Below are 21,768 nucleotides of genomic sequence, written 5' to 3'. Positions count from 1 at the left end.
ACGTCGCCCATCCGGTTCCGCCACGTGGGCCCTCGTCGCCCATCCGGTTCCGCCACGTGGGCCCTCGTCGCCCATCCGGTTCCGCCACGTGGGCCCTCGTCGCCCATCCGGTTCCGCCACGTGGGCCCTCGCCGCCCACCCGGTTCGCCACCCAGGCCGGCGCACCAGGCCTCCACAGCCCGGCCGTTCCCTGGCCTCGGTGTCCCACTGGTCCAAGCCGTTCCGCAGCCTCTGGGTCCTCCAGCAGTCCAAGCCGTTCCGGCGGCATGGACCTCTTCCCCCGCGCGGCCTCGCAGGCCTTCACCTCACCGCGCGGCACCCACCACTCGAACCCGGTTCCACTTCGCCTGGAATACCCGCCGTCCGGCCACCCGTTTTTGTCGTACCCCTCCGCTACCGTCGATTCCGGGGGCCCATCCCTCGCGCGCGTGCGGGGGGTCCCCCCGAATTCAAGACTACCGTCGGGGTACGACAATTCCGGGGGTTCTAGGCCGTGACCAGGCGTGGAGTGTTCGTGGTCAAGTCGATTGGCGTCGTGGTGCCCGCCAATGCCGCTGCCAGCGACTCGGCCCATTCGTGCAGGCCTGTTATGTCGATGTCGTACGGCGGTGTGGTGCGGTACTCGGCGATGTTCTCCGCGCCCCGCCGCAATAGTGCGGCCCCGCCCGCGGAATTGCCGCGGGCCGCGTGGGTCAATCCCACGGCCAGCTGTGCCATTCCCCGCCACAGGCCGCGTTCCGGGCCGTCGGCGGCCTTCCACGCGTCCTCCAGCACCTCGTGCGCGTGGAACGGCATTCCGGCGTCGAGGAGGCGTTGGGCCTCCACCAGCGATTCGGCGGGGGTGCGCGGGACGCCCTCCGGTTGGCGTTCCACGCCCGGCACGCCGTAGGGGAGCGGGCGGCCGAGGCCGTCGCGGGGGCGGGCGTTGCGGGCTCTGCCCTCGGGGTCGCGGTCGCGGACCGGTGGGGTCGCGGGGGCGGCGATCAGCGGGCCCGGTTCGCCGCAGTGCTCGCACGGGCCCGTCGTCTCGCGTTCCCGGATCCTGCCGCACTCCGGGCAGACGGCGTCCAACCAGCAGGCCGGGTCCCCTCGCTCCGCATCCACGTCCGCGATCCTCCCACCTCTTCGGGGGCTGGCCCTACCCCGGCACGGGTGTCGGCCCCATCGTGCGCGCCGTCCGCCGCTCCTAGGTTTCCGGTGACGCACAACGAGGGGGAGAACGATGACGAGCACGGTGGTGGAAGCCCCGGCGCGGTCGCGGCTGTCGTACGGGGTGGCGGGGCTGGTCGCCGTCGTCCTGACGGCGGTCGCGGGCGGCTACGGCTACCACGGCGACGAGCTGTACTTCCTGGCCGCGGGCCGCCACCTGGCGTGGGGGTACCCGGACCAGCCGCCGCTGACGCCGTTCGTGGCGCGCGTGATGGACCTGATCGCCCCGGATTCCCTGGTGGCGCTGAGGATCCCGGCCGCGCTCGCCGCCGGGTTGACGGTGCTGTTCGTGTCGCTGATCGCCCGCGAGATGGGCGGACGGCCCCGCGCGCAGCTGCTCGCGGCGGCGAGCGCGGCGGTGTCCGGGCTGGTGCTCGTGCCGGGGCACATGCTGCACACCACGACGATCGACATCTGCCTGTCCGCCGCGCTGGTGTGGCTGGTGGTCCGGGTGCTGCGGACCGGGGACGCGCGGCTGCTGCTGGCCGCGGGCGGTGTGCTCGGCCTGGGAATGCTGAACAAGTACCAGATCGCCGCGGTCGCGGTGGCGCTGGTGATCGGGCTCGCGGCGGTCGGGCCGCGCGGTCTGCTGCGCAGCCCGTGGTTCCTCGGTGGTGTGCTGCTGGCGCTCGCGCTGTGGGCGCCGAACCTCTGGTGGCAGGCCCAGAACGGGTGGCCGCAGCTGGAGATGGCGCAACTGCTGAGCGAACGCGGCGGCATGACCGCGCGGCTGTCGTTCATCCCGTTCCAACTGGTCTACGTCAGCCCGTTCCTCGTCCCGCTGTGGGTCGCGGGCCTGGTCCGGCTCCTGCGCACGCCCGAGTTCCGCTTCCTCGGCGTCGCCTACCTGGTGCTGGCCGGGGCGTTCATCGCCGCGGGCGGATCGGCGCTCTACCTGTTCGGCGCCTACCCCGCGCTGCTGGCCGCGGGTGGTCTGGCGGTCGACGGCTGGCTCGACCGCGGCGCCCGTGGACGCCGGGTCACGGTCGGTGTCCTGCTGGGAGCGTCGACGGTGTTCATCGCGCCGCTGGCGATGCCGCTCGTGCCCTTGGACAAGCTGTCGACGATCCCGGTGGTCCAGCTCAACGGCCTCACCGCGGAGCAGTTCGGCTGGCCGGAGCTGACCGACACCGTCGCCGGGGTCTACCGGGACTTGCCCGCTGGTCAACGCGAGCACGCGATCGTGCTCACCGAGAACTTCGGCGAGGCCGCCGCGCTCGAACGGTATGGCGCCGACGGTCGACTGCCTTCTGTCTACAGCGGCTACCGCGGGTACGGCGCCTGGGGTCCGCCGCCGGAGACGGCGACCACGGTGGTGATCGTGGGCTCGGGGAAGAAGACCGACCCGCCCGCGTGGGCGACCAGGGCCTGCCGGGGCGGAGTGCGCCAGGTGGCCACCACCGGCAACGCCCAGGGCGTGCGCAACAAGGAACAGGGCGGTCGCGTCTGGGTGTGCACCGGCGTGAGCGAGTCCTGGGCCGCGATGTGGCCCGGTATCCGCCACCTGGACTGAGCCACTCCGACACCGGATTGCTCCGTATCGTTCATCCACCGGTGGCAATTCTCGTGGCAGTCTCATCCCATCGTGTGATCTTTAATCACACTGCGTTAGCCCGTGGATCCCTGCCCACGGGAGGCGCACGCCCTCGGGAGAGGACACGCCAGTGCTGAAATCCCGTGCCACCGGGTGGAACGCGGTGGGCCTGCTGGTCGTGGCGGCGGTCGTCGCCGTCGCGGTCCAGGCAGCGCCCGCCACGGCCGCCACGCCGCTCACCGTCGCCCAGGCCATCGGCCAGCAGACGGGGGCGTCCGCGACCGTCCGCGGCTACGTCGTCGGCCAGCCCACCGCGACCTCCACCGTGACCCGCTCGAACTTCCCGTCCGACTTCGCCCTGGCCCTCGCCGACTCGGCGAGCGAGACCTCCACGTCGAAGATGGTCTACGTCCAGATCACCTCGTCGTTCCGGAGTGCGTACGGTCTCCAGACGAACCCCGGCCTGATGGGCAAGCAGCTCGACGTCACCGGCAAGCTCGGCGCGTACTTCTCGCACGCCGGCCTCACCTCGACGACGGCGTTCGCGCTCGCGGGCGGCGGCGGCACGACCCCGCCGACGACCACCACGACCACGACCCCGCCGACGGGCACCCCCGGCGACTACGACCGCACGTACTACCTGCCCGCGATCGGCAAGTCCGGCACGGCGCTGCGCACGTCGTTGAACCAGATCATCCGCACGAACACGAAGCTCACCTACGACCAGGTCTGGGACGCGCTCAAGCTCACCGACCAGGACCCGAACAACTCCAACAACGTGATCCTGCTGTACTCCGGCACGTCACGGGCCAAGAGCCTCAACGGCGGCAACCCCGACGACTGGAACCGCGAGCACGTCTGGGCCAAGTCGCACGGCGACTTCGGCACCGCGACCGGCCCCGGCACGGACATCCACCACCTGCGGCCGACCGACGTGACGGTGAACTCCGACCGCGGCAACAAGGACTTCGACCTCGGCGGCACCCAGTCGACGGAGGCGCCGGGCAACTACACCGACTCCGACTCGTGGGAGCCGCGCAACGCCGATAAGGGCGACGTGGCCCGGATGATCTTCTACATGGCCATCCGCTACGAGGGCAACGACGGGTACCCGGACCTCGAGGTCAACGACAGCACCAGCAACGGCACCAACCCGTACATCGGCAAGCTGTCGGTGCTGAGGCAGTGGAACCTCCAGGACCCGCCGAGCGCGTTCGAGAAGCGCCGCAACCAGGTCATCTACGACACCTACCAGCACAACCGCAACCCGTTCATCGACCACCCGGAGTGGGTCACGTCGATCTGGGGCTGACCGGACCGAAGGGGCCGTCCACGAGGACGGCCCCTTCTTCCGGCCTTTACATGTGACCATACGGTCACCTATTCTTCCGTCGTGACCGACGACGACCGCGTGTTCAAGGCGCTCGCCGACCCGACCCGCCGCTTCCTCCTCGACCTGCTCTTCGCGCGCGACGGCCGCACGCTCACGGAGTTGGAGGCGGAGGTGGAGATGACCCGCTTCGGCGTGATGAAGCACCTCAGGGTGCTGGAGGACGCCGGGCTCGTCGTGACCCGCAAGTCGGGCCGGGAGAAGCTGCACCACCTCAACGCGGTCCCGATCCGGCTGATCCACGACCGGTGGATCGACAAGTACACCGAGCGCCGCGTCTCGGCGCTCGCCGACCTCAAGACCGAGCTGGAGGCCCGACATGACCGCGAGCACCGTGCAGGTGAACAGGGTGTGGATCAAGGCGACCCCGCAGGCGGTGTGGGACGCGATCACGAGCACTGACTGGAACGGCAGGTACGGCTACGAGTGCCCCGGCCACTACGACCTGCGCCCCGGCGGCGAGTACCGCGTCACCGCCAGCGACGCGATGAAGGAGCACGGCGCCCCGGACGTGATCATCGACGACGAGGTCCTGGAATCGGACCCGCCGCACAAGCTGGTGCAGACGTGGCGGGCGAACTTCTCACCGGAATCGGCCGCGGAGGGCTACACCAAGCTGACGTGGGAGATCGTGGAGGAGTACGGCTCGGTCCGACTCACCGTGACCCACGAACTCACCGGCGCCCCGATCGCCGCGGCCCAGGTCGCGGGCGACATCCCCGGTGCCGGCGGCGGCTGGGCGTACATCGTCAGCGACATCAAGACCCTGCTGGAGACCGGCAAGTCCCTGGCCGGGGCCACCGCGCCGTAGTCGTCGCCGGGTGCGGTCGGGGTGGTGACCGCATACTGGCCGACATGCCCGCGCACTGGGTGTTGCACGTCGACCTCGACGAGTTCATCGCCGCGGTCGAGGTGGTGCGCAGGCCGGAGTTGCGGGGGCTGCCCGTCGTGGTCGGTGGGCGGGGTGATCCGGGGGAGCGGGCGGTCGTCGCCACGGCGTCGTACGCCGCGCGGGAGTTCGGGGTCCGCTCGGGAATGCCGTTGCGGTTGGCCAGGAAGCGGTGTCCGGACGCGGTGTTCCTGCCGACCGACCCGCCCGCCTACGAGGCCGCGTCCGCCGAGGTGTTCGCGGTGCTGCGGGAGTTCCCCGTGGTGGTCGAGGTGCTCGGGTGGGACGAGGGGTTCCTCGGCGCGGAGACCGACGACCCGCTCGCGCTCGCGGAGGAGGTCCGGGACGCCGTGCGGGCCGCGACCGGGCTGGAGTGCTCGGTCGGTGTCGGGGACAACCGGTTGCGCGCCAAGCTGGCCACCAGGTTCGGCAAACCGGCGGGGGTCTTCCTGCTCACCAAGGACAACTGGGTCGAGGTGATGGCCGACCGGCGGGTCGACGCGCTGTGGGGGATCGGGGCCCGCGTGACGGCCCGGCTCGCGGAGCTGGGCGTCGAGACCGTGCGGCAGCTCGCCGCAGCCGACGACACGGAGCTGGCCGCGCGGTTCGGGCCCGCCATGGGGCCGCACTACCGGCGGCTCGCGCTCGGCGCGGCCGACACCGCGGTCACGGCGACCCCGCACGTGGCGAAGTCGCGCAGCCGCGAGACCACGTTCCAGCAGGACCTGACCGACCGCGCGGACATCGACCGCGAGGTCGTGGCGCTCGCGGCGAGGGTGGCGGAAGACGTCGCGGCGGAAGGACGTCCGGTGCTGCGGGTGGCGGTGAAGGTCCGGTTCGCACCGTTCTTCACCGCCACCCGCAGCGCGACGCTGCCGACCCCGACCGTGGACGCGCACGCCCTCGAAAGCGCCGCGCTGGCCGTGGCGGACCTGTTCGAGTTCACCAGGCCGGTGCGGCTGCTGGGCGTGCGCGCGGAGTTCTAGTAGCGGTACTGGTCCGACTTGAACGGGCCCTCGACGGTGACGCCGATGTAGTCCGCCTGCTTCTGCGTCAGGGTCGTCAGCTTCACGCCCAGCGCGTCCAGGTGCAGGCGGGCGACCTTCTCGTCCAGGTGCTTGGGGAGCACGTAGACCTGGCGGTCGTACTCGCCCTCCTTCGTGAACAGCTCGATCTGCGCCATCGTCTGGTTCGTGAACGAGTTCGACATGACGAAGCTCGGGTGGCCGGTGGCGTTGCCCAGGTTCAGCAGGCGGCCCTCGGACAGCACGATGACCGAGTGGCCGTCGGGGAACGCCCACTCGTGGACCTGCGGCTTGATCTCGATCTTCCGGATGCCGGGGACCTTCGCCAGGCCCGCCATGTCGATCTCGTTGTCGAAGTGGCCGACGTTGCCGACGATGGCGTTGTGCTTCATCTTGGCCATGTCCGCGGCCATGATGATGTCCAGGTTGCCGGTCGTGGTGATGAAGATGTCGCCGCGGTGCACGACGTCCTCCAGCGCCACGACGTCCAGGCCCTCCATCGACGCCTGGAGCGCGCAGATCGGGTCGATCTCGGTGACGACGACCCGCGCGCCCTGGCCGCGCAGGGATTCCGCCGCGCCCTTGCCGACGTCGCCGTAGCCGCAGATCACCGCGAGCTTGCCCGCGATCATCACGTCGGTGCCGCGGTTCAGACCGTCCACAAGGGAGTGCCGGATGCCGTACTTGTTGTCGAACTTGGACTTCGTGACGGAGTCGTTGACGTTGATCGCCGGGAACAGCAGCGTGCCGTCGGCGGCCAGCTTGTAGAGCCGCTTGACGCCGTTCGTGGTCTCCTCGGTCACGCCCTTGATCGCCGCGGCGATGCGGGTGAAGCGGCCCACGTCCTCGGTCAGCGACCGCGCGAGCGTGGCCAGCACGATCCGGTACTCGTCCGCGTCGTCGTCGGTCGGCGCGGGGACGGCGCCCGCCGCCTCGAACTCGACGCCCTTGTGCACCAGCATCGTGGCGTCGCCACCGTCGTCGACGATCATGTTCGGGCCGAGGCCGTCGGCGAACTGGAACAGCTGGTCGGTGCACCACCAGTAGTCCTCGAGGGTTTCACCCTTCCAGGCGAACACCGGCGTGCCGGTCGGCTCCTCGGGAGTCCCGTTCGGGCCCACCACGACGGCCGCCGCGGCCTCGTCCTGCGTGGAGAACACGTTGCACGACACCCAGCGCACGTCCGCGCCCAGCGCCACCAGCGTCTCGATCAGCACGGCGGTCTGCACGGTCATGTGCAGCGAGCCGGCGACCCGTGCGCCCTTCAACGGCTGCGACTCGGCGAACTCGCGGCGAGTGGCCATCAGACCAGGCATTTCCTGCTCGGCGAGGCGCATCTGGTGCCTGCCGGACTCCGCCAGCGACAGGTCCGCGACCGCGAACTCGATCCCGTTGACCTTCTGCAGCTTGGAACTCAAAACCCACTACCTCCTGTGTCAGGAGGCGCCCTTGGGGTTGGAGTCGCGAGCCGAGCGTGGCGGGCCGTGCCCGTCGCAGCGCCTCTCGACTCCTTTCCAGCATGGCAACGCGGCCCGCGCGTTGTCAACGTGACCGGGTTGGCACAATCGGGTGCATGCCGGGCAAGCGCAGTGCGGGAATCCTGTTGTACCGCCGGACCGACGAGACCACCGAGGTCCTCCTGGGTCACATGGGAGGGCCCTTCTGGGCGAAGAAGGACGACCACGCGTGGTCCGTCCCGAAGGGCGAGTACCTCGACGACGAAACCCCCGAGGCCGCGGCCCGCCGCGAGTTCCAGGAGGAACTCGGCCTCCCCGTCCCGGACGGCGACCTGGTGGAGTTGGGCGAGGTCAAGCAGTCCGGCGGCAAGGTCATCACGGCCTGGGCCCTGCACGCCGACCTCGACCCGGCCGACGTCGTGCCGGGCACGTTCGAACTGGAGTGGCCGCCGAAATCGGGGCAGGTGAAGGAGTTCCCGGAGGTCGACCGGGTCGCGTGGTTCACCGTGGAGGACGCCCGAACCAAGATCGTGAAAGCCCAGGCGGCCCTGCTGGACCGCCTGCTCGAGTTGCCGTGAAGGCCGAGGTCAGGCCGCCGTCTCGAGGGTGACGTGGCGGATGTGGTGCGAGGTGGCCATGGCGATCCACCTCGACGAGGTCCCGGCCTTGTCCGTGCCGCGTCCGCACATCTCCAGTTGCTCGTCCCCCCACGAGTAGTCGTGACCGGCGAAGTCGGGCGACCGCACGAGTTCGCCCGCCAAGTCGGCGAAACCCTCGGCGAACGCCCCGCTCGACGACCGGTTCACCTGGCGGCGAAGCACGATCCGCCCACCCTCGATCGTGTAGTGCAGGTAGGGGTTGGGCTGCCGGGCGTTCGAATCGGGACCCTGCCGAGCGGGCACGGGGTGCACCACCCCGTAGTCGCCGTACCGCACCGGTGCGGCGACCAAGCGGTTCACCTCGCGCCACAGTCCGAGCTCGTGCCGGACCTCGGTCACGGTGGCGTACCCGGTCCGCGAGTTGGTCGGCACCGACCCGGCCAGCAGGGTGACCGAGGTCCACCGGTCGAGGGATCGGGCGGTGTCCACGACGCTCTTCAGCAGCAGTGGTGTCACCGCCTCGAAGTACCCGACGTCGAGGACGACGTGCAGGTCGTTCGCACCGGTCAGGTCGGCCACGCGCGCCATCCGGTTCGCCAGTTCGGCGATCGGCAGGGTCACGTCGCGCACCCGCACCACCACGGGCCGGTCCTCGTGCTGCCGCAGCCTGGCCACCTTGCCGAGTACCTCGGCGGAGGAGTCCTCCGACACGACCGGAACGAGCGCGGGACCAGGGGGCGGAATCAGCCCGAACCTCGCCTCGACCCTCTCCTCCAACTGCTCGAACGCGCCGCCGGGGGTCGTGCCCAGTGCGCTCGCCGCTGTCAGCCGGTGGATGTCCACCCACAGCGGGCGGCCGCGTTCCGCCAGGTGCACGGCCGCGTCGACGACCTTGGCCAGCACCTGGTCCTTCGACCGGGGCGGCTTGTCCAGCAGGTCCACCATCGGCTGCACGTCGTCTTGCGCGTGCAGCAGGGCTTCGAGCTCGCCCACCTTGCTCTGCACCGCGATCACCGGTTCGCCCGCCATGCCGGAACCCCCTTCGCCGCTTCCGAGTGTTCTGGAAGCGGCGAACGAGGAGAGTCACCCGGACGAGTGGAAACGTTCGTCGGATCGTGTTCCGGACAGTCAGCTTTCGAAGTTCGGCGTCGCCGTCCGGGCGGTGGCGGTGCGGTCCTTGGGGAGTTCCCAGTCCTCCTGCCGTCCCAACGGCGTGAGGTCGAGGTAGTAGTACGAGCCGCCCGTCGCCTCCGCCCCACGCGCGTACGACGAGTACGTGTGGAACACCTCGTCGCCGTCCCGGAGGAAGATGCTCTGACCTGGTGCCTCGCCGGGTTCCGCGTTCTCGACCGGGCTGTAGTTGTACTCGGCCGGGGTCACCGAGGGGTCGAGGGTGGCGTGGAAGTCGTAGTTGAAGTCGCTGCCGTGCGACGAGTACCAGGGGAACGTCCACCCCTTCGTCGCCTTGTACGCCTCGATCTTCGCCAGTGGCGCTCGGGACACGAAGGCGAGTGACGTGTCGCGCGTGTTGAGGTGCCTGATCAGGCCGTCCGACACCTCGTCCGCGCCCGCGCTGCACGACGAGCAGCCCGCGTCCCAGCTCGGGTCGAACATGAAGTGGCCCAGTACCAGCTGGCTGCGGCCCTCGAACAGGTCGAGCAGCCGCGCCTTCCCGGCCGGGCCGTCGAACACGTAGTCCTTGTCGATCCGCACCATCGGCAGCTCGCGGCGCTCGGTGTTCAGGGCGTCGCGGGCCCGCGTCAGTGCTTTCTCCTTGGCCAGCAGCGCCTTGCGGGCGACCAGCCACTCGTCGCGCGAAACGACCTCGGGCAAGCTCATGGGAAGCTCCTCTCGTCACAGGGGTAGACCTCCGGACGGGGGGACAATCATCGGTTCGGCCGAAGCCGACCCGTCACAGCTCCGCGAGTCGCGCCCGGCCGTGTCGGGACAGCCACTGCTCGAACGTCATCAGGCCAGGGTGCAACGCCCGCAGCGCCGGGACGTCCGCCCGTTCACCGGGGGAGGGCGCGGCGAACACCTCGGCGAGCGCCGGGTCGTGCTGGCGGATCAGGGCGAGCGGGATCTGGTGGTAGGCCACGGGGTGGCCGAGCGCGCGGCCGAGGACCGTCGCCAGTTCGCGCGGGGTGCGCTCGTCGCCCGCGATCGTCAGGGAGCGGCCCGCGTAGGCCGCCGGGTCGGCGAACACGAGAGCGGCGAACGCGCCGATGTCGTCCACGCCGATGAGCTGGTACTTCGTGTCCGGGTCGAGCAGGTGCGCGAACGAGCCGTCCAGCACGTCCTTCGACACGACCAGGCCGTCCATGAACGTCGCCGGGCGCAGCACGGTCGTGGGCAGGTCCAGCGACGAGAGGTGCCGTTCGACCTCCCACTTGCTGTCGAACGACGCCACGCCCGTGCGTTCCGCGGCTTCCACGAGGGAGGCGTAGACGAAGTGCGCCACACCCGCCGAAGCCGCCGCGTCGGCGACCGCGCGCCCCCACCGGACCTCGGTCTCGACGTCGTAGCCCAGCGGCGCGCCGGGGTCGTGCGGCGCGGGCTGCACGCTGAACACGCCGTGCGCGCCCTTCATGGCCTGCGCCAGCGTGAACGGGTCGTCCATGTCGGCGAAGACCACCTCGGCCCCCGCCGCGGCCAACGCCTGGGCGGCGGCGGACGTAGTCGTCCTGGTCAGGGCCCGAACGTGCCACCCGGCGGCCAGGAGGTGGGCGGCCGTCGCACCGCCCTGCTTGCCGGTCGCCCCGACCACCACGACGGTCTCGCCCAAAACTACCTCCAGAGCCGGACTGTTTCGTCCCACACTATCCGGCACGGGACGAAACAGGGGTCACGGCAGCGGGGGCGCGGTGCTCTGCCGGACGACCAGCGTCGTCGCCAGTTCGATCCGCCGGTGCTCGGGCTTCTCCCCGCGCGCCAACGTGATCGCGAGCCGCGTGCCCGCCGCGGCCATGTCCTGCAACGGCTGCCGCACGGTCGTGAGCGGCGGACCGACCCACTCGGCCAGCGGCAGGTCGTCGAAGCCGACGACGCTCAGGTCCTGCGGCACCCGCAGACCGGCCGCGCGCGCGGCCTCGTACACGCCGAGCGCCTGGAGGTCGCTGCCCGCGAAGATCGCGGTGGGGCGGTCCGGGCGGGACAGCAGCACGGTCGCCTGCTTGAACCCCGAATCCACGTGGAAGTCGCCGTTGCGCACCAGGTCCGGGTCCACGGTCAGGCCCGCAGTCTCCAGAGCCGCGCGGTAGCCGTCCACCCTGGCCCGGCTGCACAGCACCCGCTCCGGGCCGCCGATCATGCCGATCCGGGTGTGCCCCAGTTCCAGCAGGTGGCGGGTCGCGGTGAGGCCGCCGTTCCAGTTGGTCGCGCCGATCGACGGGGTCTCGGGGCCGGGCTCGCCGACCGGGTCGACCACGACGACCGGGATGTCACGGGCGCGCAGCTTCGCCAGCTGCGTCGCGCTGAGGTCGGAGAACACCGCGATCACGCCCAGCGGCCTGCGGGCGATCACGCTCTCCAGCCAGCCGTGGCCGGGCGTGAGCCTGCCCTGCGACTCGGACATGACCACGGCCAGCCCGTGCTCGCGGGCGACCTGCTCCGCGCCCCGGATGATTTCCAGCGCCCAGGCGCTCTCCAACTCGTGGAACATCAGTTCCACTAGAGTGGACCTGCGCGAGCGGTCGTCGCCCCGGCGTTGGTAGCCGTGCCGCCGGATGATCGCCTCGACCCGTTCCCTGGTGTGGGCGGCCACGTCGGTCCGCCCGTTCATCACCTTCGAAACTGTCGGGACCGACACGCCGGCCTCGGTCGCGATGTCGGCAATGGTGATCTTTCCCGACTCGGGTCCGCCGGATGCGGAGGGCTGGGCTTTCGCTGGCATGCGCGCAGTCTACGGTAGCGGGACGCCAGTTCGAAACTATCGGCACTTATTTGCCGAATCCGGCGGTCAGGCCGCTGAGCAGGTAACGCCTCCCGATCAGGTACACGGCGAAGATCGGCAGCACCGACAGGGTAACCGCGGCGAGCAGCGCGGGCACGTCGGTGCCGAACTGGTCCTGGAAGGTCCACAGCCCCAGCGTGAGCACCCGGCTCGACTCCGACTGCGTCAGCACGAGCGGGAACAGGAACCCGTTCCACGCGTTGAGCGCGGTGTACACGATGACCGTGACGATCGCGGGCTTGGCCATCGGCAGCACCAGGTACCGCAGGGCGCCGAACGCGCTCGCGCCGTCGATCGTCTGCGCCTCGTACAGCTCGCGCGGCACGTCGCGGAGGCTGTTGGTCAGCACCAGCGTCGCCACCGGCAGCGCGAACGCCGCCGTGGGCAGGATGATCGCGGTGAGGCTGTCGTACAGGTTCAGCCTGGTGATCAGCAGGTACACCGGGATGATCGTGGCCTGCGCGGGGATCGCCAGCCCGGCGAGCAGCAGGGTGAACCCGCGCTGCACGAGCCTGCTGTGGCTGCGGGCGACCGCGTACGCCGCGGGGACGCCCAGCAGCACCACGATGGCGACCGTGGCCACCGTGACGACGATGTTGTTGACCAGGTACCCGCCGAACCCGCCGTTCAGGACGGTCCGGTAGTTGTCCAGGGTCGGGTTCTTCGGCGGTTGGAGCGGGTTGTCGCTCAGGTAGTCGGACCGGCGGCTCAGGCTGACCGTGACCATGTAGTACAGCGGTCCCATGACCACGACCAGCCACACCAGCGCCGAGACCCCCGCGGGCCAGTTGCGCTTCACGCGCCCTCCTGCTGACTGGTCATGGACCGGTACCCGGTCACCCGCATCACGAGCAGCGACAACCCGGTCCCGACGACGACGAGCAGCACGGCCATGGTGCTGGCGTAGCCCATCTCGAACCCGCTGAAGCCGGTGATGTACATGTGCAGCGGCGCGATCCGGGACGCGGTGCCCGGTCCGCCGTTGGTGAGGATCAGGACGGTGTCGAACGTGGTCAGCGACCCGACGATCATCAGGATCGACGACGTGATGATCGTGTAGCGCAGCTGCGGCAGGGTGATGTGGAAGAACTGCCGCACCCGGCCCGCGCCGTCGATCGTCGCCGCCTCGTACAGCGTCTTGGGGATCGCCCGCGCCGCGCCCTGGTAGAGCAGCGTGTGGAACGGGACGTACTGCCAGGTGATCACGAACGCCACCGTGTAGAGCACGATGTTCGGGTTGCCGAGGAACTGGACGTCCTTCAGCGCCCCCAACACCTGCGGCACGCCGAAGTTCGGGTCGAGCACCGCCTTCCACAGCAGCGCGATGGCCGCCGTGGACAGCAGCAGCGGGAGGAAGAAGAGGGAGCTGAGCACCGCGCGGGTGCGCTGGCGGCCCGCGGCCCAGACGCCGATCAGCAGTGCGATCGGCGTCTGGGCCAGCCACGAGACCACCATCAGGATCGCGGTGCGGCCCACCGCGTCGCGCGCCTGACCGTCCTCGGCGAGCCGGGCCCAGTTGTCCACCCCGTTCGGTTGCGGTGTGCCCAGTCCGTCCCAGGACGTGAAGCTGAGAACCACGACGAGGACCATGGGCAGCGCGGCGAACAGGGTGAAGAACGCGAAAGCGGGTGCGGCGTACCAGAAGGACGGTCGTTGGCGCATGGTCAGCCCGCCGCCAGCGCGTCGACGAAGCCCTGCGGCGTCTGCTTGCCCAGGAACAGCTCCTGCAGCTGGGTCAGCATCTTGGTCGCCTGGTCCGCGGTCAGGTCCTGGTCCCACGACAGCTGGAACGTCTTGGCCTTCTCGACCTGGTCGTAGATCCACGTCGTGTACTCGGAGTTCGCCGCCTTGGCCAGCTTCTCCTTCGCGCCCGCCACCGCGGGCACGTCACCGGCGTCGATCAGCGACTGCACGTACTTCTCGTCGTTCAGCGCGGTCGAGACGAACTTCTTGGCCGCGTCGATCGACTTCGAGGACTTCGTGATGGAGTAGAAGTTGCTCACGTTGCCCACGACGGTGCCCGCGTCGCCCTTGCCGCCCGGCAGCGTCGGGAACGCCACCCAGCCGAGCTTGCCGTTCTTGACGAAGTCCGGGCTCTCCTGGAGCTGGTTCGTGTACTCCCACGACCCCATCAGGTGCATCGCCGCCTTGCCCTGGGAGAAGATGGTGGACGCGCCGCCCGCGTCGTAGCCGACGGAAGCGTAGTTCGTGCCGAAGGCGCCGCGGTCGACGAGCTCCTTGACCTTGGTCGCCGCCTGGAGGACCGCCGGGTCCTTCCAGCCCGCCGGGCCCTTGTCCCTGATGTTCTTGAAGACGTCCGAGCCGCCCTGCCGGTCGAGCAGGTACTCGATCCACATCAGCTCGGTCCACGCCTGCGTGCCCGCCAGCGCGATCGGCTGCACGCCCGCGCCCTTGAACTTGTCCACGAGCGCCAGCAGGTCGTCCCAGGTGGACGGAGGCGTCGCACCGGCCGCGGTGAAGACGTCCTTGTTGTAGAACAGGATGACGGGCTGCATGCCGCGCATGGGGAGGCCGTAGTACTTGCCGTCGATCTTCGCGCCGTCCAGGACGCTGGGGAGGAAGGCGTCCTTGAGCGCCTTGTTCTCGTCCAGCACCGGGGTGAGGTCGACGACCTTGTCGGCGTCGACGTACTCCTTGAGGTTGCCGCCGCCCCAGTTGAAGAAGACGTCCGGCGCGTTGGGCGATCCGATCGCGACCCGCAGCTTCTGCTTGTACGGGTCGTTGCCGAAGGTCTCCAGCGTGCCGCCCGCGCCCTCGGCGGAGGACTTCTCGACCGGGTTCAGCGCTTTGTCCTGCAGCGCCCACACCTTGAAGGGGCCACCACCGCCGCTCCCCGCCGTCGGGCCCGAGGTGCCGCACGCGGCTACCGCTGCGACCATCGCTACCAGGGTGATCAGGGCCTGCGTTCTAGACCGGCGGGACATGTGACCGCCTTCCTCTCTGCCACGGTGCCGAGTATCGAAACATTTCGAAACCTGTTCGACTTGCGCAGACAGTAGGGCCGGGTCAATTAGGGTGTCAAGGGTCACTTTTGTGGCCAATTTGTGCCGTTCTAGCTGCTCATTGTGTTTCGAAGTGTTTCCGATAGTATCGGCGACTGTTGAGGAACTTGCGTTGAAGAGGAGCGCCGGAGTGCCTGGAGATTCCCGTACCACCGGAGCGGCGTGGGCCGATCCGCGGCGCCCGCTCGACGAGCGGGTCGCACTGCTGCTCGCCGACATGACGGTCGAGGAGAAGCTCGCCCAGCTGGTCGGGGTCTGGGTGGGCGTGTCGCCCGGCGACGCCGAGGTCGCCCCCGCGCAGAACGAGTTCGCCGAGGAGCTGCCGGAGTGGTCCGAGCTGACCAAGCCGGGCCTCGGGCAGCTCACCCGCGTCTTCGGCACGAGCCCGGTCGACCCGGTGGTCGGCGCAAGGGCGCTCGCCGAGACCCAGCGCAAGCTGGTCGAGGGCAGCAGGCTCGGCATCCCCGCGATGTCGCACGAGGAGTGCCTGTCCGGGTTCACCGCCTGGCAGGCCACGGTGTTCCCGACCCCGCTGGCGTGGGGCGCGACGTTCGACCCGGACACGATCGAGGCCATGGCCGCGGGCATCGGGCGGCAGATGCGGGACGTGGACGTGCACCAGGGCCTCTCGCCCGTGGTCGACGTCAGCCGCGACGCGCGCTGGGGCCGCACCGAGGAGACCATCGGCGAGGACCCGTACCTGGTCGGGCTCCTCGGCGCCGCCTACACCCGCGGCCTGGAGTCGAGCGGGATCGTGGCGACCCTCAAGCACTTCGCGGGCTACTCGGCCTCACGATCCGGCCGCAACCACGCCCCGGTGTCGATGGGCCCGCGCGAGTTCGCCGACGTGGTGCTGCCGCCGTTCGAGATGGCGCTGCGGCTCGGCGGCGCGCGCTCGGTGATGCACTCCTACGCCGACGTCGACGGCGTGCCGCCCGCCGCGAACCCCGTGCTGCTCACCGAGCTGCTGCGGGAGACGTGGGGCTTCGACGGCGTGGTCGTGTCGGACTACTTCGGCGTCTCGTTCCTGGAGACCACGCACGGCGTCGCCTCCTCGCCGGGCCACGCGGGCGCGCTCGCGCTCGCCGCGGGCGTGGACGTGGAGCTGCCGACCGTCCGCTGCTACGGCGCCCCGATGGTCGACCTCGTGCGCTCGGGCGAGCTGTCGGAGGAGGTCGTCGACCGCGCCGTGACCCGCGTGCTGCGGCAGAAGGGCGAACTCGGCCTGCTCGACGCCGACTGGGCGCCCGCGCCCGTCCCCGAGACGATCGACCTGGACCCGCCCGCGCTGCGCGCGCTGGCCCGCACGATCGCCGAGCGGTCCGTGGTGCTGCTGGACAACGAGCAGGACGCCCTGCCGCTGCGGTCCCCGAGCCGCATCGCGGTGGTCGGTCCGTGCGCGGACAACGCGCTCACGATGCTCGGCTGCTACGCGTTCCCCAGCCACGTCGGCCCGCAGTACCCCGACGTGCCGCTCGGCGTCGACATCGCGACCGTCCTGGAGGGCATCCGCGCCGAGTTCCCCGAGACCGAGGTCGAGTACGCGCAGGGCTGCGCGGTGGACGACGACGACCTGAGCGGGCTGGCCGAGGCCATCCGGGTCGCCCGTGACGCCGACGTGTGCGTCGCCGTGCTGGGCGACCGCTCCGGGCTGCTCGGCCGCGGCACGTCCGGCGAGGGCTGCGACGCCGATGACCTGGCACTCCCCGGCGTGCAGGCCGACCTGCTGGCGGCCTTGCTCGAAACCGACGTGCCCGTGGTGCTGGTGCTCGTCGCCGGACGGCCGTACGCGCTCGGCGACTACCGCGGCGCGGTCGCGACCGTGCAGACGTTCTTCCCCGGCGAGGAGGGCGCGGCGGCCATCGCGGGCGTGCTCAGCGGCCGGGTCAACCCGTCCGGCAAGCTGCCCGTCCAGGTCCCGAACACCCCCGGCGGCCAGCCCTCGAGCTACCTGCACGCCAAGCTCGCGGGCCCCACCGAGTTCAGCTCGGCCGAGCCGACCCCGCGCTTCCCGTTCGGCCACGGCCTGTCGTACACGACGTTCGGCTACCGGGACCTGCGGGTCTCCCGCGACACCATCCCGACCGACGGGGAGGTGGAGGTCTCCTGCGTCGTCGAGAACACCGGGACCCGCACGGGCGTCGAGGTCGTGCAGCTCTACCTGCACGACCCGGTCGCGTCCGTGGCCCGGCCGGTGCGCCAGCTCGCGGGCTTCACCCGCCTGGAACTGGAGCCCGGCGACGCCGTCCGCGTCACGTTCCGCCTGCACGCGGACCGCACGTCGTTCACGGGCATCGCGGGACGGCGGATCGTCGAGCCCGGCGTGATCGAGGTGCTCGTCGGCGCGTCCAGCGAGGACATCCGGCTGAGCGGCGACTTCAGCGTCGTCGGAGCGCCCCGCGAGGTCGGCCACGACCGCGTCCTCACCACCCCGGTGGCACTCGGCTAGCCGCGCGCGGCGTCGGCGACAGCGTGGTCGCCCGGCCCGTGCGCCGGGGTTCCGGGAATTGTCGGTGGTGCCGGCTAGGGTCCGGAGGACGTCGAGACCTCGGACTGGAGGACCACCATGAGCTTCGTGACGTCCGCGCAGCCGCACGGCACGCCCACCTGGATCGACCTGGGCATACCCGACCTGGACCGGGCGAAGTCGTTCTACGGGGCGGTGTTCGGGTGGGAGTTCGACACCGGGCCCGCCGAGACCGGCCACTACACGACCGCGCTGCTCGACGGGCGGCGGGTCGCGGCGATCGCGCCGAACGAGGGCGAGTCGGAGTTCTGGTGGAACGTCCACCTCGCGGTGGACGACTGCGACGCGGCGGCCGCGGCCGTGCGGGCTGCGGGCGGTTCGGTGGCCGTGGAGCCGATGGACGTGATGACGCAGGGGCGGACGGCGCTCGTCGTCGATCCGGTGGGCGCGCCGTTCGGGCTGTGGCAGGCCCGCGACCACATCGGGTGCGAGGTCGTGAACGAGCCGAACTCGTTGGTGCGCAACGACCTCGTCACCCCGACCGCGGAACCGGCCAGGGCGTTCTACGCGGCGGTGTTCGGGTTCGGCCTCGACCGCAACGAGGACGTGCCCGACTTCGACTTCACCTTCCTCCGGCGGCCGGACGGCTACGAGGTGGCCGGGATCCTCGGCTCGCCGGAGGCGGTCCGCTCCCGCTGGGCCACGACGTTCGAGGTGGCGGACACCGACGCCGCCATGGCCCGTGTCGTGGCCGCGGGCGGGAAGGCGGGGGAGGCGAGCGACATGGTCTACGGCCGCATCGCGACCGTCACGGACCCGTTCGGGACGGAGTTCTCGGTGATCACCCGGGTCTGAGGTCCACCAGACGGGAAACCCGGTGGTCACGCCGGCGCTGGCCGGTAACCTGGCGACGGCTCCTCGACCAGTGCAGCCCACCTGAGCGCGTTCCTCCGGTACCACCGCCCCGAACGCGCGGACCCACCGTGGATTCGAGGAGTTCCCCATGATCGAGCGCGTCTCCAGCTCACCCGTCCGCGACCTCCTGGCCCTGATCGACCGCCCGGAGGTCATCTCCTTCGCCGGAGGCCTCCCCGCCCCCGAGCTGTTCGACCTCGACGGGCTGCGGGCCGCGTTCCACCAGGCGTTGTGCGAACCCGTGGGCCGCCGCAACCTCCAGTACGCCCCGACCGAGGGCAACCCCGAGCTGCGCGCGCTGGTCGCCGCCCGGATGACCGGCCGCGGACTGCCGACGACGGCGGCCGACCTGTTGATCACCACCGGCTCGCAGCAGGCCCTCACGCTGGTCGTGACGGCGTTGCTGGGGCCCGGCGCGGTCGTCGCGGTCGAGGAACCCACCTACCTGGCCGCCCTCCAGTGCTTCCGCATGGCGGGCGCGCGGGTCGTGCCGGTCGCGGGCGACGAGCACGGGATGATCCCGGAGGCCCTGGAGGAGGTCGTCCGGACCGAACGCCCGACGCTGCTCTACCTCGTCCCGACCTTCGCCAACCCCACCGGCCGCACGCTGCCCGCGGAGCGCCGGGCCGCCATCGCCGCGCTCGCCACCGCCCACGACCTGTGGGTCGTCGAGGACGACCCGTACGGCGAACTCCGCTACCGAGGCTCCCCGATCCCCGCGTTGGCGATCGGCGCGCCGGACCACGTGATCCACCTCGGCAGCTTCTCCAAGATCGGCGCTCCCGGCCTGCGGCTCGGCTGGCTCCGGGCTCCGGCGGCGCTGCTGCGCACGCTGGTGATCGTCAAGCAGGCGGCGGACCTGCACACGTCGACCATCGACCAGGCCGCCGCCGCGATCTACCTCGCGGCCACCGACCTCGACGCCCACGTCGAGTCGCTCCGCACCGCCTACCGCGCCCGGCGGGACGCGATGATCGCGGCGCTGCCGTCGACGACCCCGCCCGGCGCCACCTGGACCGACCCGGACGGCGGCATGTTCGTGTGGGTCACGCTGCCCGGCGGTGTCGACACGGCCGTCCTGTTGTCCGACGCGCTGGCCCACGACGTCGCGTACGTCCCCGGTGCGGCCTTCCACGCGACCACGCCGGACCACGCCACGCTCCGGTTGTCGTTCACCACCAATACCCCGGAGGTGATCACCACCGGCTTGGCGCGGCTCGCGCCCGTGCTGCGCGGCTGATCAGCGCCGGAAGCGGTGCCACCAGCGGGTCTTCGGAGGTGGTGGCACCGGGTCGGGCACGGCCCGGACCGGTGGGCGGGTCCGCGCGCGCCACTGCTCGACGACCTGGTCCGCGTTGACCGGGCGCAGCGGCACCCGCGGCCCGTCACCGAACCGCAGCCACTCGACGATCCGCTGGTTCAGGTCGGCGGCCAGTTCCCGGACCTCGGCCTCCGTCCGCAGGCCGCGCACGGTCTCGGGCAGCGCGTCCACCTCCTTGCGCAACAGCAAGGGCGTGGGCAGCAGCACGTCGGACGGCAGGCCTTCGCGGCGCAGGTAGTCCTTCAACCACCACTGCTCCTCGACCTGGCCGCCCGCGCCCGGCAGCGGCTTGCCCGCGCCGGGGAGGTTGTCGAACTCGCCCCGGTCGGCGGCTTCGCGGATCTGCCGGTCGATCCACGACTCGAAGTTGACCTCGGCGGGTTTTCGCTCCGTCACCCTTCCGATTGTGCCCGCCGCGAAACCGGAGGGGGGCATGTGCGCCTGTCCGGGAGGATCGGGGCATGACCCGGATCGAGGTAGTGCTCGGCGACATCACCCGCGAACACGTCGACGCGATCGTGACGGCGGCCAACGAGTCGCTGATGGGCGGCGGGGGAGTGGACGGCGCGGTGCACCGCGCGGCGGGGCCGCGGCTCGCCGAGGCGGGGGCGGCGATCGGCCCGTGCGATCCCGGCGACGCGATGGCGACCCCGGCGTTCGACCTCGCCCCGGTCCGGCACGTGATCCACACCGTCGGGCCGGTGTGGGAGGGCGGTGACGACGGCGAGGCCGAGGTGCTGGCGTCCTGCTACCGCCGCTGCCTGGAGGTGGCCGACGGGCTCGGCGCGCGCACGGTCGCGTTCCCCGCCATCGCCACCGGCGTCTACGGCTTCCCGCCGGACCTGGCGGCGCGCATCGCCGTCGAGACGATCACCGCCACCGAGTCGGCGGTCGAGACGGTCCGCCTGGTCGCGTTCGACGCCGACGCGCGCGCACTGCTGCTCGCCCGACTGCCCGCCTGACCCGGCGGTTACCCTCTTCGGGTGACGGACACCCCAGCCACGGACACCCCCGCCCCCACCGAGCAGCGTCGACTGGCGGTCGTGCTGGTCGTGGCCGCCCTCATCCTCGTGGTGGACCAGGCCACGAAGTACTGGGCCGAATCCGCCCTCCCCGGCAGGGCGCCCATCCCCGTGCTCGGCGAGTTCCTGCAACTGCGCCTGCTCTACAACCCCGGCGCGGCCTTCTCCATCGGCAGCGGCTCCACCTGGATCTTCACGATCCTCGCCGCCGTGGCCGTCGTGGTCCTCGCCCGCCTGGCCACCCAACCCCAGACCAAGCCCCGCGCCATCGCCCTGTCCCTGCTGCTCGGCGGCGCGTTCACCCACCTGCTCGACCGCCTGTTCCGCGCCCCGAGCTTCGCCCAGGGCCACGTCGTCGACTTCATCGACTACAACGGCTGGTTCGTCGGCAACGTGGCCGACATCGCCCTCTTCTGCGGCGCGGTCCTGTTCGTCATCATCACGTTCCTGGCCGACCGCGCCACCAGCGAGAAGTGACCGAACCCGACGAGGAGCAGGCCGCGCCCGTGCCGGTGGCGGGCATGATCATCAGCGTCCGCACCCGCCACGACGTGGTGATCACCGACCCGGAGAAGTTCCTGGCCACGGCGAGGCAGGCCTACCTCGACCTCAACCCGGAGACCACCGAAGTCGAGGCGTTCGTCGCGAACGTCCACGACGCCGCGTACGCCATCATCGAACGGGACGGCCGCCTGGTGGCCGACGAACCGCTCCACCCGCCGATGCGGGTCCCCGGCGAACGCGTGCTCGACCGGCCCGACGGCCTGTCGCCCGCGGGGACGATCAGCGAGATCAAGGTCGACGTTCCCTGCACCCTCCAGGACTACGGCTGCTCCCTGCCGGAGGACGTCTTCGCCCGTCCGGCCAAGCCCTTCGGCGCGTGACCCCGACGCGGGGCTCCCCGCAGGGGCGCCCCGCCTCGGTGCGGCCTCTGTCTCTTATAAACATCTTACGCCAGTCTCTTA

General features: G+C 70.9%; 22 protein-coding genes and 1 riboswitch. Of the genes, 12 read left to right on the top strand and 10 right to left on the bottom strand.

Features of this window, described 5'->3' with window-relative positions:
* Nucleotides 1–486: 486 nt before the first annotated feature.
* Entirely contained in the window at nt 487–984 is a 498-nt protein-coding gene (locus tag ACFWW9_RS29405; RefSeq protein ID WP_390384612.1) for a DUF309 domain-containing protein, read from the bottom strand.
* 238 nt (nt 985–1,222) lie between these two features.
* Between ACFWW9_RS29405 and ACFWW9_RS29400 the strand changes: the two genes are divergently transcribed.
* The 5 genes from ACFWW9_RS29400 (at nt 1,223) to ACFWW9_RS29380 (ending at nt 6,008) form a co-directional block, all read left to right on the top strand.
* Nucleotides 1,223–2,722, top strand: a complete 1,500-nt coding sequence (locus ACFWW9_RS29400; protein WP_390384567.1) for a glycosyltransferase family 39 protein — start codon at nt 1,223–1,225, stop codon at nt 2,720–2,722.
* A gap of 151 nt (nt 2,723–2,873) precedes the next feature.
* Entirely contained in the window at nt 2,874–4,055 is a 1,182-nt protein-coding gene (locus tag ACFWW9_RS29395; RefSeq protein ID WP_390384565.1) for an endonuclease, read from the top strand.
* Nucleotides 4,056–4,136: 81 nt separating this feature from the next.
* A complete protein-coding gene (locus tag ACFWW9_RS29390) occupies nt 4,137–4,535 on the top strand; it encodes an ArsR/SmtB family transcription factor (RefSeq protein WP_390384563.1) in 399 nt (132 codons plus the stop codon).
* On the top strand, nt 4,453–4,944 hold the full coding sequence (locus tag ACFWW9_RS29385) for an SRPBCC domain-containing protein (protein ID WP_390384561.1): 492 nt from the start codon (nt 4,453–4,455) through the stop codon (nt 4,942–4,944). The genes ACFWW9_RS29390 and ACFWW9_RS29385 overlap by 83 nt, the downstream gene beginning before the upstream one ends.
* 44 nt (nt 4,945–4,988) lie before the next feature.
* Nucleotides 4,989–6,008: a DNA polymerase IV gene (locus ACFWW9_RS29380; protein ID WP_390384559.1), complete on the top strand. Its 1,020-nt coding sequence runs from the start codon at nt 4,989–4,991 to the stop codon at nt 6,006–6,008.
* On the opposite strand, the gene ahcY is transcribed toward ACFWW9_RS29380, so the two are convergent.
* Nucleotides 6,005–7,465, bottom strand: a complete 1,461-nt coding sequence (gene ahcY, locus ACFWW9_RS29375; protein ID WP_390384557.1) for an adenosylhomocysteinase — start codon at nt 7,463–7,465, stop codon at nt 6,005–6,007. The two genes, ACFWW9_RS29380 and ahcY, sit on opposite strands and share 4 nt — an antisense overlap.
* 16 nt (nt 7,466–7,481) lie before the next feature.
* Nucleotides 7,482–7,558, bottom strand: a riboswitch (S-adenosyl-L-homocysteine riboswitch).
* Between the two features lie 62 nt (nt 7,559–7,620).
* Here ahcY and ACFWW9_RS29370 point away from each other — a divergent pair.
* Complete coding sequence (locus ACFWW9_RS29370) at nt 7,621–8,082, top strand: NUDIX domain-containing protein (RefSeq protein WP_390384555.1); 462 nt, start codon at nt 7,621–7,623, stop codon at nt 8,080–8,082.
* Nucleotides 8,083–8,091: 9 nt separating this feature from the next.
* Here the strand turns inward: ACFWW9_RS29370 and ACFWW9_RS29365 are convergent, their stop codons facing one another.
* The 7 genes from ACFWW9_RS29365 to ACFWW9_RS29335 form a co-directional block, all read right to left on the bottom strand.
* The gene (locus ACFWW9_RS29365; RefSeq protein WP_390384553.1) at nt 8,092–9,132 is read right to left on the bottom strand and encodes a hypothetical protein; all 1,041 of its coding nucleotides are present in this window, start codon (nt 9,130–9,132) and stop codon (nt 8,092–8,094) included.
* Between the two features lie 99 nt (nt 9,133–9,231).
* On the bottom strand, nt 9,232–9,942 hold the full coding sequence (locus tag ACFWW9_RS29360) for a DUF899 domain-containing protein (protein ID WP_390384551.1): 711 nt from the start codon (nt 9,940–9,942) through the stop codon (nt 9,232–9,234).
* A gap of 73 nt (nt 9,943–10,015) precedes the next feature.
* Nucleotides 10,016–10,888: an NmrA family NAD(P)-binding protein gene (locus tag ACFWW9_RS29355; protein ID WP_390384549.1), complete on the bottom strand. Its 873-nt coding sequence runs from the start codon at nt 10,886–10,888 to the stop codon at nt 10,016–10,018.
* A 60-nt stretch (nt 10,889–10,948) separates the two neighbouring features.
* Nucleotides 10,949–11,995, bottom strand: a complete 1,047-nt coding sequence (locus tag ACFWW9_RS29350; protein WP_390384547.1) for a LacI family DNA-binding transcriptional regulator — start codon at nt 11,993–11,995, stop codon at nt 10,949–10,951.
* A 46-nt stretch (nt 11,996–12,041) separates the two neighbouring features.
* Nucleotides 12,042–12,854 (bottom strand): carbohydrate ABC transporter permease, encoded by an 813-nt coding sequence (locus tag ACFWW9_RS29345; protein WP_390384545.1) that lies wholly within the window; start codon nt 12,852–12,854, stop codon nt 12,042–12,044.
* Nucleotides 12,851–13,717: a carbohydrate ABC transporter permease gene (locus tag ACFWW9_RS29340; RefSeq protein ID WP_390384543.1), complete on the bottom strand. Its 867-nt coding sequence runs from the start codon at nt 13,715–13,717 to the stop codon at nt 12,851–12,853. Before ACFWW9_RS29340 ends, ACFWW9_RS29345 begins: the two co-directional genes overlap by 4 nt.
* A 2-nt stretch (nt 13,718–13,719) precedes the next feature.
* Nucleotides 13,720–14,955 (bottom strand): extracellular solute-binding protein, encoded by a 1,236-nt coding sequence (locus ACFWW9_RS29335; protein WP_390384541.1) that lies wholly within the window; start codon nt 14,953–14,955, stop codon nt 13,720–13,722.
* 253 nt (nt 14,956–15,208) lie between these two features.
* Here ACFWW9_RS29335 and ACFWW9_RS29330 point away from each other — a divergent pair, with 253 nt between their 5' ends.
* The 3 genes from ACFWW9_RS29330 (at nt 15,209) to ACFWW9_RS29320 (ending at nt 19,700) form a co-directional block, all read left to right on the top strand.
* Nucleotides 15,209–17,527, top strand: coding sequence for a glycoside hydrolase family 3 N-terminal domain-containing protein (locus tag ACFWW9_RS29330; protein WP_390384539.1), 2,319 nt, complete (start codon nt 15,209–15,211; stop codon nt 17,525–17,527).
* Nucleotides 17,528–17,644: 117 nt separating this feature from the next.
* Nucleotides 17,645–18,400 (top strand): VOC family protein, encoded by a 756-nt coding sequence (locus ACFWW9_RS29325; protein ID WP_390384537.1) that lies wholly within the window; start codon nt 17,645–17,647, stop codon nt 18,398–18,400.
* 148 nt (nt 18,401–18,548) lie between these two features.
* Nucleotides 18,549–19,700 (top strand): PLP-dependent aminotransferase family protein, encoded by a 1,152-nt coding sequence (locus ACFWW9_RS29320; protein ID WP_390384533.1) that lies wholly within the window; start codon nt 18,549–18,551, stop codon nt 19,698–19,700.
* Here ACFWW9_RS29320 and ACFWW9_RS29315 read toward each other — a convergent pair whose 3' ends face one another.
* Nucleotides 19,701–20,177: a DUF1992 domain-containing protein gene (locus tag ACFWW9_RS29315; protein WP_390384531.1), complete on the bottom strand. Its 477-nt coding sequence runs from the start codon at nt 20,175–20,177 to the stop codon at nt 19,701–19,703.
* Nucleotides 20,178–20,242: 65 nt separating this feature from the next.
* On the opposite strand from ACFWW9_RS29315, the gene ACFWW9_RS29310 reads away from it, so the two are divergent.
* From ACFWW9_RS29310 to ACFWW9_RS29300, 3 genes are read left to right on the top strand one after another with little or no spacing between them, the layout of a single operon-like run.
* The gene (locus ACFWW9_RS29310) at nt 20,243–20,743 is read left to right on the top strand and encodes an O-acetyl-ADP-ribose deacetylase (RefSeq protein ID WP_390384529.1); all 501 of its coding nucleotides are present in this window, start codon (nt 20,243–20,245) and stop codon (nt 20,741–20,743) included.
* A 21-nt stretch (nt 20,744–20,764) separates the two neighbouring features.
* Nucleotides 20,765–21,280 carry a signal peptidase II gene (lspA, locus tag ACFWW9_RS29305; protein ID WP_390384527.1) on the top strand — a complete coding sequence of 172 codons (516 nt, stop codon included), beginning with the start codon at nt 20,765–20,767 and terminating at the stop codon, nt 21,278–21,280.
* Nucleotides 21,277–21,687 (top strand): hypothetical protein, encoded by a 411-nt coding sequence (locus ACFWW9_RS29300; RefSeq protein WP_390384525.1) that lies wholly within the window; start codon nt 21,277–21,279, stop codon nt 21,685–21,687. The genes lspA and ACFWW9_RS29300 overlap by 4 nt, the downstream gene beginning before the upstream one ends.
* Nucleotides 21,688–21,768: the final 81 nt, after the last annotated feature.

The sequence above is a fragment of the Umezawaea sp. NPDC059074 genome, from assembly GCF_042738955.1.
Lineage (GTDB): Bacteria > Actinomycetota > Actinomycetes > Mycobacteriales > Pseudonocardiaceae > Umezawaea.
The sequence above is the reverse complement of the archived record's forward strand: the minus strand, read 5'-3'. Positions and strand labels throughout refer to the sequence as shown.